This window comes from Baekduia sp., from assembly GCF_035318805.1.
GTDB lineage: Bacteria > Actinomycetota > Thermoleophilia > Solirubrobacterales > Solirubrobacteraceae > Baekduia.
This window is the reverse complement of record NZ_DATHDY010000100.1, coordinates 43,264-56,114: the sequence shown is the minus strand read 5'-3', so window position 1 is coordinate 56,114 and position 12,851 is coordinate 43,264. Positions and strand designations below refer to the sequence as shown.

13 protein-coding genes are annotated in these 12,851 nt (G+C 74.4%); 7 read left to right on the top strand and 6 right to left on the bottom strand.

Translation table 11 applies throughout. The features are described 5' to 3' along the window. Positions 1 to 3 precede the first annotated feature (3 nt). Genes VK501_RS21285 through VK501_RS21270 form a run of 4 tightly spaced genes read left to right on the top strand, consistent with a single transcriptional unit; the run spans position 4 to position 4,866 of the window. Positions 4 to 1,311, top strand: a complete 1,308-nt coding sequence (locus tag VK501_RS21285) for an aminotransferase class III-fold pyridoxal phosphate-dependent enzyme (RefSeq protein ID WP_324340972.1) — start codon at positions 4 to 6, stop codon at positions 1,309 to 1,311. After that, a complete protein-coding gene (locus VK501_RS21280; protein ID WP_324340970.1) occupies positions 1,308 to 2,369 on the top strand; it encodes an N-acetylneuraminate synthase family protein in 1,062 nt (353 codons plus the stop codon). Before VK501_RS21285 ends, VK501_RS21280 begins: the two co-directional genes overlap by 4 nt. After that, the gene (locus VK501_RS21275) at positions 2,354 to 3,745 is read left to right on the top strand and encodes a GNAT family N-acetyltransferase (RefSeq protein ID WP_324340968.1); all 1,392 of its coding nucleotides are present in this window, start codon (positions 2,354 to 2,356) and stop codon (positions 3,743 to 3,745) included. Before VK501_RS21280 ends, VK501_RS21275 begins: the two co-directional genes overlap by 16 nt. Continuing rightward, on the top strand, positions 3,742 to 4,866 hold the full coding sequence (locus VK501_RS21270; RefSeq protein ID WP_324340966.1) for a glycosyltransferase family 1 protein: 1,125 nt from the start codon (positions 3,742 to 3,744) through the stop codon (positions 4,864 to 4,866). The genes VK501_RS21275 and VK501_RS21270 overlap by 4 nt, the downstream gene beginning before the upstream one ends. Before the next feature lie 877 nt (positions 4,867 to 5,743). Here VK501_RS21270 and VK501_RS21265 read toward each other — a convergent pair. The 3 genes from VK501_RS21265 to VK501_RS21255 form a co-directional block, all read right to left on the bottom strand. Next, entirely contained in the window at positions 5,744 to 6,436 is a 693-nt protein-coding gene (locus tag VK501_RS21265) for a hypothetical protein (RefSeq protein WP_324340964.1), read from the bottom strand. Continuing rightward, positions 6,429 to 7,913: a hypothetical protein gene (locus tag VK501_RS21260; RefSeq protein WP_324340963.1), complete on the bottom strand. Its 1,485-nt coding sequence runs from the start codon at positions 7,911 to 7,913 to the stop codon at positions 6,429 to 6,431. Before VK501_RS21260 ends, VK501_RS21265 begins: the two co-directional genes overlap by 8 nt. 87 nt (positions 7,914 to 8,000) lie before the next feature. Further along, on the bottom strand, positions 8,001 to 9,266 hold the full coding sequence (locus VK501_RS21255) for a glycosyltransferase family 4 protein (RefSeq protein WP_324340960.1): 1,266 nt from the start codon (positions 9,264 to 9,266) through the stop codon (positions 8,001 to 8,003). Between the two features lie 18 nt (positions 9,267 to 9,284). Between VK501_RS21255 and VK501_RS21250 the strand changes: the two genes are divergently transcribed. Then, a complete protein-coding gene (locus VK501_RS21250; protein ID WP_324340958.1) occupies positions 9,285 to 9,809 on the top strand; it encodes a hypothetical protein in 525 nt (174 codons plus the stop codon). Here VK501_RS21250 and VK501_RS21245 read toward each other — a convergent pair. Beyond that, a complete protein-coding gene (locus tag VK501_RS21245; protein WP_324340957.1) occupies positions 9,758 to 10,939 on the bottom strand; it encodes a glycosyltransferase in 1,182 nt (393 codons plus the stop codon). The genes VK501_RS21250 and VK501_RS21245 overlap by 52 nt on opposite strands. Positions 10,940 to 11,113: 174 nt before the next feature. Here VK501_RS21245 and VK501_RS21240 point away from each other — a divergent pair, with 174 nt between their 5' ends. Continuing rightward, positions 11,114 to 11,827, top strand: a complete 714-nt coding sequence (locus VK501_RS21240) for a glycosyltransferase family 2 protein (RefSeq protein ID WP_324340955.1) — start codon at positions 11,114 to 11,116, stop codon at positions 11,825 to 11,827. Beyond that, complete coding sequence (locus tag VK501_RS21235) at positions 11,827 to 12,237, top strand: DUF2304 domain-containing protein (RefSeq protein ID WP_324340953.1); 411 nt, start codon at positions 11,827 to 11,829, stop codon at positions 12,235 to 12,237. The genes VK501_RS21240 and VK501_RS21235 overlap by 1 nt, the downstream gene beginning before the upstream one ends. An 8-nt stretch (positions 12,238 to 12,245) precedes the next feature. On the opposite strand, the gene VK501_RS21230 is transcribed toward VK501_RS21235, so the two are convergent. Both VK501_RS21230 and VK501_RS21225 read right to left on the bottom strand, forming a co-directional pair. Then, the gene (locus VK501_RS21230; RefSeq protein WP_324340951.1) at positions 12,246 to 12,566 is read right to left on the bottom strand and encodes a glycosyltransferase family protein; all 321 of its coding nucleotides are present in this window, start codon (positions 12,564 to 12,566) and stop codon (positions 12,246 to 12,248) included. After that, positions 12,538 to 12,774, bottom strand: a complete 237-nt coding sequence (locus VK501_RS21225) for a hypothetical protein (protein WP_324340949.1) — start codon at positions 12,772 to 12,774, stop codon at positions 12,538 to 12,540. The genes VK501_RS21230 and VK501_RS21225 overlap by 29 nt, the downstream gene beginning before the upstream one ends. Positions 12,775 to 12,851 lie beyond the last annotated feature (77 nt).

Here is a 12,851-nt window from a genome sequence, read left to right as displayed (position 1 = left end):
GCCGTGGCCGCTCGCACCGACACCTCGGACCTGACCGAGTCCCAGCGCTGGCTCGCCCGCTCGCGCGCGGTGATCCCCGGCGCGTCGCAGACGATGTCCAAGGGCCCGACCCAGTGGGTCCAGGGCGTGGCGCCGAGCTTCGTGGTGCGTGCGCGCGGCGCCCGCGTCCAGGACGCCGACGGCCGCTGGTACGTCGACCTGCCGGCCGCGCTCGGGCCGATCATCCTCGGCTACGGCCACCCCGGCGTCGACGCCGCGGTCCGCGCGCAGCTCGACGACGGCATCACCTTCACGCTGCCTCATCCGCTCGAGGTCGAAGTCGCCGAGCGCATCCAGGCGCTCGTCCCCTGCGCCGAGCGCGTGCGCTTCGGCAAGTCGGGCTCGGACGCCACGAGCGCCGCGGTGCGCATCGCGCGCGCCGCGACGGACCGCGACCACGTGATCGTCGCCGGCTACCACGGCTGGCACGACTGGTACGTCGGCTCGACCTCGCGCCGGCGCGGCGTGCCCGAGGCGGTCAAGGCGCTGACGACGACGGTCGCGCCCTGGGACCTCGCGGCGCTGCGCGCCGCGCTGGTCGCCCACACCGATGAGGTCGCCTGCGTGGTGGTCGAGCCGATCGGGACGCGCGAGCCGGGCGAGGGCGAGCTGCAGGCGATGATCGACCTCGCGCACGAGCACGGCGCGCTGGCGGTCTTCGACGAGGTGATCTCCGGCTTCCGCGTCGGGCTCGGCGGGGCGCAGGAACGCTACGGCGCGGTGCCCGACCTCGCCGCGTTCGGCAAGGCGCTGGGCAACGGCATGCCGATCAGCGCGCTCGCCGGGCGGGCCGAGGTCATGGAGGTGCTGGAGGATGTCTTCTTCTCGGGCACCCACGGCGGCGAGGCGCTGAGCCTGGCGGCCGCCCGCGCCACGCTCGACGTCCTGCAGGAGGAGCCGGTGCACGAGCACCTCTGGCGCCTCGGCCGGCGGCTGGCCGACGGCGTTCGCGAGCAGGTCGCCCGCCACGGCCTCCAGGAGTGGGTGACCGTCGGCGGCGCCGCGCCGTGGACGCTCGTGCTGGTGCGCGAGCCGCATCCGGGCGGCGCGGGCCTGCCGGCCAAGTCGCTGCTGCAGCAGGAGATGCTGCGCCGCGGCGTGCTCTACAACGGCTCGAACTTCATCTCCTACGCCTGGGACGACGCCGACGTGGACGAGGTCGTCGCGGCCTACGGCGGCGCCTTCGAGCGCCTCGCGGCCGCCCTGCCCGACGACGTCGCCTCCCACCTCGAGGGCGAGCCCGTCGGCACCGTGTTCCGGGCGGTCTCATGAGCGCGCGGGACCTCGCGCCGACGTTCGCGATCGCCGGCCGGCGGATCGGCGGCGGCGCGCCGTGCTACGTCATCGCCGAGGCCGGGTCCAACCACAACCGCGACCTCGGGCTGGCGCGCGAGCTGATCGACGTGGCCGCCGACGCCGGCGCCGACGCGGTCAAGTTCCAGATCTACTCGGGCAAGACGCTGTACTCGTCCAAGACGCCGCGCTTCACCTACCTCGAAGGCGTCGCCGACAAGGACACCCAGCAGCTGCTGGAGGACATCGAGACGCCGCGCGAGTGGCTGCCCGACCTGGCCGAGCACGCGCAGAAGGCGGGCATCGCGTTCTTCGCCGCGCCGTTCGACGACGCCGCGGTGCAGGAGCTGGCCGACGTCGGCGTCCCCGCCTACAAGGTGGCCAACTACGAGCTGATCGACGTGCACCTGATCCGGCGCGTGGCCGAGGCCGGGGTCCCCGTGATCCTGTCGGTCGGCATGGCGACCTACGGCGAGGTCGAGGACGCGCTGGACGCAGCGGTCGCCGGCGGGGCGACCGAGATCGCGCTGCTGCGGTGCGCGGCGCAGTACCCCGCACCGGCCAACATCATGAACCTGCGGGCCATGGGCACGATGCGCGCCGCGTTCGGCGTGCCGGTCGGGCTCAGCGACCACAGCGAGGGCATCCACGTCCCGCTCGGCGCGACCGGCCTGGGCATGGACCTGCTGGAGAAGCACTTCACGCTGGACCGCTCGATGCCGGGCCCCGACCACCCGTTCGCGATCGAGCCCGACGAGCTGCGCGCGCTCGTGCGCGGCGTCCGCGAGGTCGAGTCGGCCATGGGCAACGGGCGGCTGGAGGGCCCGACCGCGGAGGAGGCCGAGATGCACCGGCTGGCCCGCCGGTCGGTCATCGCGGCGCGGCCGATCCAGGCCGGGACGGCGATCCGCCGCGAGGACCTCACGATCAAGCGGCCGGGCTTCGGGATCGCGCCGAAGGAGCTCGACCACGTCGTGGGCCGGGTCGCGCGGGTCGACATCGAGTTCGACGACATCATCACGTGGGACATGGTCTGAGGGTCGCGGTCCTCGGGCAGGGCTCGATCGGCCGCCGGCACGCCGGGCTGCTGCGCGAGCTCGGCGCCGAGGTCGTGTCGTTCGACCCGCTGGCCGAGGCCGACACGGCCGACGAGGCCGCGGCGCTGCGCGGCGCCGACGCCGCGGTGATCGCCAGCCCGACGTCCGAGCACGAGGCCCAGGCGCTGCGCTGCGTCGCCGCCGGCGTCCCGGCGCTCGTCGAGAAGTCGCTGGCGCGCGACGCGTGGGGCGCCGAGCGGGTGGGGCGCGCCGCGGCTGCGGCGGGCGTCCCGATCGCGGTGGCGATGAACCTGCGCCACCACCCGGGCGTCCAGGGCGTGCGCGCGACGCTGCCGCAGCTCGGCCGCCCGCTGCGGGCCGCCGCGTGGTGCGGCTCGTGGCTGCCCGGCTGGCGTCCCGGCGCCGACTACCGCCAGGGCTACAGCGCCCGGCGCGCGCTGGGCGGCGGCGTGCTGCTGGACGCCATCCACGAGATCGACGAGCTCACCTGGCTGCTCGGCCCTGTGCGGTCGGTCTCGGCGCTGCTGCCGCAGGTGTCCGACCTGGAGATCGACGTCGAGGACGTCGCGCTCCTGCAGCTCGAGCTGGCCTCCGGGGTCCCGGCGACCATCACGCTGGACTATCTGGACCGCGGCTACCACCGCGGCTGCCGCGTCGTGGGCGCGGAGGCGACCGCGGCCTGGGAGTGGACCGCCGAGGAGGTCGTCGTGCACGGGGGCGACGGCCTGCGGCGCTCGGTGCCGGCGCCCGCGGACGCCGCGCCGACGTACCGCGACGAGCTGGCCGCGCTCCTGGAGGCGGTCGCGGGCGGCGCGGTCGCCGGCGCCACGCCGAAGGAGGGCCACCACGCGCTGCAGGTCGTCGACGCCGCGCGTGCGTCGGCGACGACCGGCCGGCGGGTGCCGATCGGCCCGGCCCTGCGTCGCGCGACCGCCGGCGACGCCGACCGGCTGCGGGCGTGGCGCAACGACCCGGCCGCCGTGGCCGGCTCGCTGACCACGGCGGAGGTCGGCGAGGACGAGCACCGCGCCTGGCTGGACCGCGTGCTCTGCGACCCGGCGCGCGCGCTCTGGGTCGTCGAGGACAGCGGGCGCCCCGCGGGCTCGGTCCGGCTCGACCGCGAGGCCGGCGGCGCCGCGGAGGTCTCGATCGCCCTCGATCCGGCTGCGCGCGGGCTCGGCCTGGCTGCGCGCGTGCTGGAGCTGCTCACCGTCGCCGCGGACGGCTTCGCCACCGAGCTCGTCGCGCAGGTGCGCGAGGCCAACGCGACGTCGCTGCGGGCGTTCACACGCGCGGGCTACGCCGAGCGCGGACGGGCCGGCGGCGTCGTCACGCTGCGCCGGCCGGTCGCATGACCCCGCACATCGGCCTCAACCTGCTGTACCTCGCGCCCGGCGACACCGGGGGCATGGAGACCTACGCGCGCGCCCTGGTGCCGCGGCTGCCGGCGGCGTTCCCCGGCGCGCGGTTCACCGCGTTCGCGGGGCGCGAGCTGACCGAGGAGTGGCGGCGGGCGCCGTGGCATCCCGACGTCCGGCTGGTCGCGTTGCCGGTGTCGTCGGCGACGCGGATCGTGCGCACCGCGGCCGAGCAGACCATGGTGGCGGGCGCGGCGGTGCGGGCGGGCGTCGACCTGCTGCACTCGCTCGGCAACACGGGACCGCTCACCGGTCCGCGACGTCGCGTGGTCACGATGCACGACCTGATCTTCCTGCGCCACACCGACACCACCACCAACGTGCTGGCCCGCGGGCTGGCGCTCCTGGTCCCGGCGGTGGCGCGATCGGCCACGCGGCTGATCGCCGACTCCGCCGCCACGGCGGCCGACCTGGACGAGCTGCTCGGCGTGCCCGCCGGCAAGGTCGACGTCGTGCCGCTCGGCCCGGGCGCGCCGCCGGCGGTGGCGCCGATGGACGAGGCGCAGCTGCGCGCCGAGCTGGGCCTCGGCGACCTGCCGCTCGTGCTCAGCGTCTCCGCACGCCGGCCGCACAAGAACCTCGCGCGGCTGATCGAGGCGATGGCGCGCCTGCCGCACGCCGCGCTCGTGCTGCCCGGCTACCCCGGCGCCTACGACGACGAGCTGCGCGAGATCGCGCGCCGCCACGGGGTCGAGGACCGCGTGCACCAGTGCGGCTGGGTCGGCGACGCGCAGCTCGAGGGTCTCTACGCCGCGGCGACCTGCCTCGCGTTCCCGTCCCTCGCCGAGGGGTTCGGCCTGCCGGTGCTCGAGGCGATGGCCCGCGACCTCCCGGTCGCCTGCTCGGGCGTCAGCTCGCTGCCCGAGGTCGCCGGCGACGCAGCGCTGCTGTTCGACCCCACGTCCGTAGACGCGATCGCCGGCGCGGTCGGGCACCTGCTGGACGACCCCGCGCTGCGGGCACGGCTCGTCGAGCGCGGCCGCGAGCGGGTGACGCAGTTCTCGTGGGAGCGGGCGGCGGCGGAGACGGTGGGGTCGTACCGGCGGGCGCTGGGGTAGGGGGGCCGCGGCGCGGGCGCGGCTGGCGTTCCGTGCGGGCGTGGGTGGTGCCGCGGGGCGGCACGGGCGCGGGTGGCGTTCCGTGCGGGCGTTGGGCGGTGCCGCGGGGCGCTCGTGGGGGCAGTGACAGGGAGGTTGCGAGTGGCGCCGGCGCCCGCTGTCTGCCGCCGGCCTCGCGGGGATCGTTCGGGCGTGAATTGCCGTCCGAGGCCCGCCTCATCGGTGAGCGGCACCTAGACGTTGGATGTCAACGTCCAGGTGCCGTTCGTGGCGAGAACGGATCGTTCGGGCGTGAATTGCCCGCCGGCGGGGACGGATGGCGACTTGGGGTCGCATATCGACCCCTATTCGCCATCCGTCTCGGACGACCCGCTCCCGGGCGCCCGCGGAGACCGAGGAGGTCGGCGCCTCCTCTCACCTCCCTGTCACTGCCCCCGAACCACGCCGCGCGCCGCGCGAACGGTGGAGCGGAACGCCAAGCTCGCTCGCCCCTGCCCTCGGGTTGCGCGGTCGCCGGTGGCGTTCCGCGCGGGCGCTCGGGTGCCGCGGGCGCCTCGTGGGGCAGTGACGACGGAGGTTCGAGCGGGCGCCGGCGCCCGCGGTCTGCCGCCGGCGTCGGGTGGGGATCGTTCGGGCATGAATTGCCACCCTCGCGGGACCCGGGTCGACTTTCCCTTGCATCTCAACGGTAAATCGACCCGGACCCTGGCGGACGCCTCCGGGCGCCGGTGCTGCCTCCCGCGCCCCGGCGCCGGCGGACGTCCTGGGCGCCGGCACCATCCGCCAGCGCTCGCTCTCGTCACTGCCCCCGAACCACGCCCCGCGGCCCAAAAAGCGTCCGCACCGAACGCCAACCGCGCCAACCGCGCCCGCGCCCCTACGAGCCGCCCGGCGCCTCGTCGTCCTGCGCGAGCGCCCGCCCCAGCGCCACGCCCACGGCAACGGGCACGCCGATCAGCGCCAGCAGCGCCACCACCCACACCGACCAGCCGCTCATGGGGTTGAAAGCGGCCATGTGGTCGAAGGTCGTGCCGAGGCGGCTGCCCAGCGTCTTCGACGGGCTGGTCAGCAGCGTGAGGCTGAGGTCGAGGTCAGACAGCGAGCCGTCGATCTTGGTCTGCGGCGCCGTGCCCTGGCGGCCGCCGGCCGATACGCCGTAGAACCCCACCTTGTGCTGGCCCTCGTTGGTGATGCACAAGGTGCCGCCGCGGACGTCGCGGGCCGCCGGCTTCAGCGGCACGACGATCTGCTGGTTGCTGCCGGTGCCGGGGGGCGCCACCGCGTCGGCGGCGTAGCCGGGTGCGCGCGCCTCGAAGCGCAGGCGGCCCGTCGGCTGGTCGGTGATCGCGGTGACCACGGCGTAGCGCGCGCCGGGGCCGAAGTCGAGCTGGTCGATGCACACGCGGCCGTGGCGCTTGACCGCGACGTTGCCGAGGTCGCCGGGCCCGGTGGGCTGGACGGTCGGCGTCGAGAACACCTGTGGGCGGGCGCTGTCCAGATACGGCTTGCCCTTCCACGCGAACCACAGCGCGAAGCCCACGACGACCAGGATCAGGGGCGTCTTACGCATAGAACCGCTCCACGCTGAGGGCGAGTCCGGCGATCGACAGCGTCAGCACGCCGACGAGGACCAGCGTGCCGACCACCACGCCCGCGCGCCGCGGCAGCCACTGCGTCAGCGCGGCGATCGCCACGCCGAAGATCCCACCCAGCGGCACGAGATAGCGACCGACGATCAGCGGGTTCTCGCCGCTGGTCTCCAGGAGCGACCGGTACGAGGCGATCTGCAGCAGCGCCATCAGCGAGACGACCAGCGCGCCGAGGATCACCACGACGGGCCAGTTGGCCCGGACGGTGCGCCAGCGCATCGCGGCCGCCGTGTAGAGCGCGATGAAGATCACCGCCGCGAGGACCTGCACGGTGTCGTAGACCCAGTAGGGGAAGTACACCTCGAAGGACCCGAACACGCCCGCGAAGTACTGCTGCACGAAGATCTGGCGATAGCCGATGCCCGGCCCGAGCCGGCCGGCGAACGAGTCGAGGTGCGGGAGGTAGAACTCCCAGATCGACGTCAGCATCTGACGGACGTTGAACTTGCCCGTGTGGCCCAGGTTCGTCTCCCCGCCGTACAGCGAGCCGCTGCCGACCGCGGTCGAGAACGCGAGGCGGTAGACGACGAGACCCGCGACCATCACGCCGACGCTGCCGGCGGCGGCCTTCAGCGTCTCGCGCAGCGACTTGCGGTGCACGAGCCACGCCACGAGCAGCGCGACGCCGAGCGCGGGGACGATCGCCAGCCCGCGCCCGTGGGTCAGGATCGACGCGACCGACACCGCGGTCAGGCCCGCCGCGCGCTGCCACGTCAGGCCGAGCCTCACCGTCCTCAGCGCCAGCCACGCGAACGCGGTCCACTCGGCCGCCAGCATGATGTCCGTGTTGACGATCCCGGCCATGAAGCCGTCCATGGGCAGCAGCGCCACGAAGCCCGCCGCGACGGTCTGCGCGAAGCGCCGGCGCCCGAAGATCTCTCCGGCCAGCAGCCACGTGAACGCCACGAAGGCCAGGAGCAGCAGCCCGCTGAACGCCCGCAGCATGAAGGCGCGCCCGAAGAAGTGCCCGCCCGGCGTGATCCGCCAGCCGATCGCCTCGAAGGCGTAGTACAAGGGCGGGTTCTTGCCGACCGACGTCGGGCCGTCGCCGATGCCCGGGGCGCCGGCGGGCAGGCTCTTCTCGAAGGCGCGGAAGCGCCGCTCGGCGTCCGGCGTCCACGGCGGGCGCGCCTGGCGATTGCGCAGCAGCGCTCCGTAGCCGAACTCGCTGAGCGCTCCGGCCTCGTCCGCGCCGTACGCGCCCTTGCCGCCGCCGTTGGCCGACGGGATGTGCCCCGTTTCGGCCAGGTGGGCGACGTAGCCGATGTGCTCGGACTCGTCGGGACCCTGCAGCGGGGCGGTGGCCAGCGACCAGCTGAGCGCGAGCACGGCAGCGACCCCCAGCAGCAGCGCGAGGGGGGCTGGGACGCGCGCAAGCCGGGCACGGACGCGTGACATCAGCGCGACAGCGTAGGCGCGAGGCCCGCGGGGGCGCGGTGCGACGTCCCCGCCGGTGGGCGGGCTGGGCGCGGTCGTCGACACGGCTCAGCGGGCGGGCCGGCCCCGGCGGGGCCCGACGCGGGACAGCAGCGGATCGGCGTGGCGGCGCACCTTCAGCGCGGCGCGCACGGCGAGCTGGGCCCGGAACGCCGCGTGCTCGTCGTGGGCGCCGGCGAGCTCGTCCTCCAGTTCGGCGTAGCGCCGCCGGTCCTCGCCTGCGCGCACCTCGGCGAGATCGAGGGCGGCGATCATCGCCTGCGCCCCGGCGGCGGCGCGGCGGCCGGCCGGCTGGGGCGCCGGCGGCGGCTCGGCGACCAGCGCGCGCATGACCTCGGCCATCTGCGCCGACGAGGTCTCCCAGTCGGGCCAGGCCCGCGCGGTCTCCAGCGCGCCCTCCCGGAGCCGGTGCAGCAGCGTGCGGTCGCGCGCCAGCAGGTCCAGCGCGCGGGCCGTGCCGACCGGGTCGTCCCAGTCCACCACGAGCGCGTTCTCGCCGTGGCGCACGTACTCCTCGTGGCCGGTGACCGGGTTGGTGACGCAGGTGCAGCCCATGTGGAACGCCTCCAGCGGCGGACCGTACATGCCCTCGGCGCGCGAGAGCTTCAGCAGCACGTCGTGGCGCGCGAACAGGTCGGCCATCGCCGCATGGGGAATGCCGCCGACGTGCTCGTCGACGTCGGCGCGCAGGGTCTCGGGCGCGCCGGGCGTCACCAGCGTCACGCGACGCGGCTCGCGCATCAGGCCCACGGCCTCCAGCGCATGGGGCACGCCCTTGCGCGCCAGATGCAGGCCGCCCTCGACGACGATGCGCAGGGGCCCGTCGTGCGGCTCGGCCCGCGAAGGCGACGCGAACGTCGCCTTGTCCATGCCCGACGGCACGTAGAACGCGCGGTTGCCCGGCTGCATCCGCTCGACGATGTCGCGGATCCACCCCGCGGCGGTGATGAAGCGCACGGGCAGCCCGTAGACCTGGGCGAAGCCGAGGCGGTTCGCGCTGCCGGCCGGGTAGTGGCTGTCCTCCAGCAGCTGCAGGAAGTGCGCGTGGCGCCCGGCGTCGAGCGAGAAGAGGTCGAACGCGGTCTCCCACCAGGTCGCGACCGCGACGTCGAAGCGCCGCTCCCGCGCCTCCTCGACGGTGATGACCTCGAGCTCGTCCAGGCCGCGATAGGCCCAGTCGGCGTGTGTCTTGGGCCTCGTGCGGACCAGCGTGCCGGGCATGCCGTGGTCGTGCGCGAGCTGCCGCGCGTGCTCGATCACGATGCCGGCACCGCCGGAGAGCGTCAGGTCTGGCAGCAGCCAGGCGATGACCATCCGACTATCCTAGGGGCGATGCGCGTGACGTTCCTCGGCCGCGAGATCGAGCACCGGCCGTGGGTCCTCGGCGCGCCGGCCGGCGACGTGGTGCCCACGTTCGTGCCGCATCCGGACGGCGCCTCGGCCGACGCGCTCCTGGCCGCCGTGCGTGCCACCGACCCCGAGGTCGTCGTCGCGCTCTCGCCGCGGGACGTGCCCGGCGAGGCGCTCGCCGAAACCGGTGCGCTGACGCTGGCCGTGGTCGACGAGGAGCACGTGGCGCCGGGCGTGCAGGACGTCTGGGACGTCGGTGCCGCGCCGCTGCCCCAAGCCCCCGCGCTGCCCGAGGGCTACGACCGCGTGCTGACCACCGACCCGCTGCTGGCCCGTGCGGTCGCGCCGCCTTCCCGGCTGCGGCCCTGCCTGCGCGGTCGCGCCCGCATGGAGCTGTTTCGCGCCTCGGCGATCTGGCCTCGCGTGCTGGCCGACCTAGCCGCCGACGTCGCGGCCTACGGGCGCGGCGCGACCGCCGCCGCTGCCGCCGCCGCGGGACGGCCGTAGCGGCCGAGCACCTGCGCCAGCGCCGTGTCGATGCTCAGCATGTCGGCGTGCTCGGCGAACCAGTCCGCGGTGGACTCCCGCAGCGCGGGGCCGCCCTCCACGGTCGCGACGATCCCGTCGGCCAGCGCGGCCGGCGAGAGGTCGGGGCAGACGAAGCCGTTGACCCCGGGCACGATGTGCTCGGTCGAGGCGTTGTCGGGCGCGTCGACCAGGACGCTCGGCACGCCCATCGCCGCGGCCTCGACGACCACGAGGCCGTAGCCCTCGCGCGTGGACGGCAGCACCAGGCAGGCCGCGCGCGCCATCGTGTCCTTCAGCACGTCCTCGTCCACGAAGCCCGGAGCGTCGACGATGCCCTCGGCGCCTTGGGCGACGATCGCGGCGCGGACGTCGTCCAGCTCGGGGCCTTCGCCGAAGATCGTCGCCCGCAGCTGCGGGACGCGCTCGCGGGCGACCATGACCGCCGGCACGATCGCCGGGGCGTGCTTCTCGGGGATCATCCGCCCGGCGAACACCGCCAGCGGCTCGGCCGGCCGCGGCGTCGGGCGGTCGGTGGACCCCGTCCACATCCCGCGGACGACCGTCGGCTCGGTGCGCAGGCCCAGGTCGCGCAGCCGCTGCGCGTGCAGCCGGCTGGAGCAGAACGCCTCCTGGCGCAGGCGTGCGCATGTCCGCTGGACGACCGCCGCCACGCGCCCCTTGACCGGGCCCAGGTACTCGCGCCAGTAGGCGTCGCTCCAGACCTCGAACCAGTCCGACGCCAGGCGGTAGCGCCCGGCGCGGCGGACCATCCCCGCCGCCAGCAGCCCGAAGAACGGCGCCGCGCTGACGTGCACGACGTCGTAGGCGCCGCGGTGGGTTGCGAGATGCCGTGCGACGCCGCGCCCGAAGCGCAGCGCCTGGCCGATCGTGCGGTTCCCGTCGGCGCCGTAGAGCTCCTCGGCCGGCGCGACGGCGATGACCCGCACGCCCGGGACGTCGGGCTCGTCGCCGTCCTCCCACTGGCGCCGCGTGAGGTAGGTCACCTCGTGTCCGGCGGCCGCGAGGGCCTCGCCGACGGCGCGCATCCAGCGCTCGGCGCCCCCGACGGTCCAGGGGAACAGGCAGTCGTAGACCAGGCAGATCCGCATCGACGGGGAAGCGTCGCAGAAACCGCCCGGGCCTCCCTGCCGATCGTCATGGGCGAATGCCCGGAACACGTTCGCGAGGCCCAGCGCAGGTACACTGCGGCACTTGCGCAACCTCTTGGACGGAGGCCCGTTTCAGTCCACGATGTGCCGTTGCCGCGCGAAGCGCCCTCGATCGTGTCGAACCACCTAGTCGTCATCCCGGCGTACAACGAGGAGGCCAACGTGGCCTCCGTGGTGGCCGACGTGCTCGGCGCGCTGCCCGCCTTCGACGTGCTGGTGGTCGACGACGGCTCGTCCGACGACACGGCCGCCATCGCCCGCCGCGCCGGCGCCAAGGTCCTGCGGCTGCCGGTCAACTCCGGCTACGGCGTCGCCCTGCAGTCGGGGTACAAGTACGCCGTCCGCCATCGCTACGCGATCATCGCCCAGATGGACGCCGACGGCCAGCACCGCGCCGAGTTCATGCCGCAGCTGCTGGCGCAGGTCGACTCGGGCAGCGCCGACATCGTCATCGGATCGCGCTTCCTGGACCAGGACGGCCACTACCAGCCGTCGCGGGCCCGCAAGATCGGCATGTCCATCTTCAGCTCGATGGCGTCGCGCATCATGCGCCAGCACGTCACCGACCCGACGTCGGGCTACCAGGTGATGCGCTACGACGTGGCGCGGTTCTTCTGCTCCGACGTCTACCCGGCCGACTACCCCGACGCCGACATCCTGATCCTGCTGCACCGCTCCGGGTTCCGCGTGGCGGAGGTCGCCGTGCAGATGCGGATGCCGACGGGCAAGTCCATGCACGCCGGCCACAAGAGCATCTACTACGTCTACAAGATGTTCTTGTCCATCTTCGTCACGATGCTGCGTCCCGCCGCGGAGAAGCGCGCCTGATGGACGTCCGCATCCGCATCCTGACCATCGGCGGCGCGTTCGTCATCCTCCTGATGGTCATCGAGCTCGTGCGGCGCCGCAAGCTCAAGGAGGAGTACTCGGTCCTCTGGGTGTTCACCGCGGTGTTCATCCTGCTCGTCTCGATCTGGTTCTCGCTGCTGAGCAAGGTGACGAACGCGATCGGCGCGATCTCGCCGGCGAGCACGCTCTTCTTCTTCGGCCTGCTGTTCAGCCTCGTGCTGCTGCTGCACTTCTCGGTGCGCATCAGCTCGCTCGAACGGCGCCTCACGGCGCTCGTGCAGGAGGTCGGCCTGATGAACGTCGAAGAGCCCGAGGGAGTCGAGCCCCCGGACATCACCGGCGAGGACGTCGCCCCGGAGGGCGACCGGGTCGCCGGCCAGCGCGTGTAGCGCGCCGGTCAGCACGCCAGTCCGATGAGGCCGAGGCGCTGGCGGACGCCGTGCCGGGCGTCCATGCGCTCGCGGACGCGCGCCGCCCCCGAGGCGGCGATGCCCGCCGCCCGCTCGGGATCGGCCAGCGCATACCGCACCGCCTCGGCGAAGGCCTCGGGCGTCGGCGGCCGCTCGAGGAGATCGACCCCGGGGCGCATGATCCGATGGTCGCGCTCCGGGTTGCTCGTGATCAGCAGGCATCCCGAGCTCATGGCCTCCGCCGCGCCGCCGGTGGGGAAGCCGTCGATGATCCCGCCGTCATCCTCGCCGGGCCGCTCGGCTCGCACCGGCGAAACGAAGATCGGACATCGGGCATGCAGGGGCCCGGAGCTGCTCGCGGCCCTGCCAACCGTAGAACGTGGCGTTGGGCCCGGCGCGATCGCGCCACGCTTCGTTCGGCCCCACGATGTGCAGGTGCACGTCGGTGTCGACCTCGAGGAGCTTCAGCGCGGCGAGCGCGACGTCGAGCCCCTTGCGCGCCTTGGCGTCGGCCACGAACAGGAGTCGACCGGCCGGGCCGAGAAGTCGCGGCGGCCCGCCGAGTAGAACGCCGTGTCGATTACACCGGGATC

Coding starts and splice junctions, on each gene's coding strand:
- VK501_RS21280 (WP_324340970.1), top strand. CDS start 1,308: ATGAGCGCGCGGGACCTCGCGCCGACGTTCGCGATCGCCGGCCGGCGG.
- VK501_RS21270 (WP_324340966.1), top strand. CDS start 3,742: ATGACCCCGCACATCGGCCTCAACCTGCTGTACCTCGCGCCCGGCGAC.
- VK501_RS21265 (WP_324340964.1), bottom strand. CDS start 6,436: ATGCGTAAGACGCCCCTGATCCTGGTCGTCGTGGGCTTCGCGCTGTGG.
- VK501_RS21260 (WP_324340963.1), bottom strand. CDS start 7,913: ATGTCACGCGTCCGTGCCCGGCTTGCGCGCGTCCCAGCCCCCCTCGCG.
- VK501_RS21255 (WP_324340960.1), bottom strand. CDS start 9,266: ATGGTCATCGCCTGGCTGCTGCCAGACCTGACGCTCTCCGGCGGTGCC.
- VK501_RS21250 (WP_324340958.1), top strand. CDS start 9,285: ATGCGCGTGACGTTCCTCGGCCGCGAGATCGAGCACCGGCCGTGGGTC.
- VK501_RS21245 (WP_324340957.1), bottom strand. CDS start 10,939: ATGCGGATCTGCCTGGTCTACGACTGCCTGTTCCCCTGGACCGTCGGG.
- VK501_RS21235 (WP_324340953.1), top strand. CDS start 11,827: ATGGACGTCCGCATCCGCATCCTGACCATCGGCGGCGCGTTCGTCATC.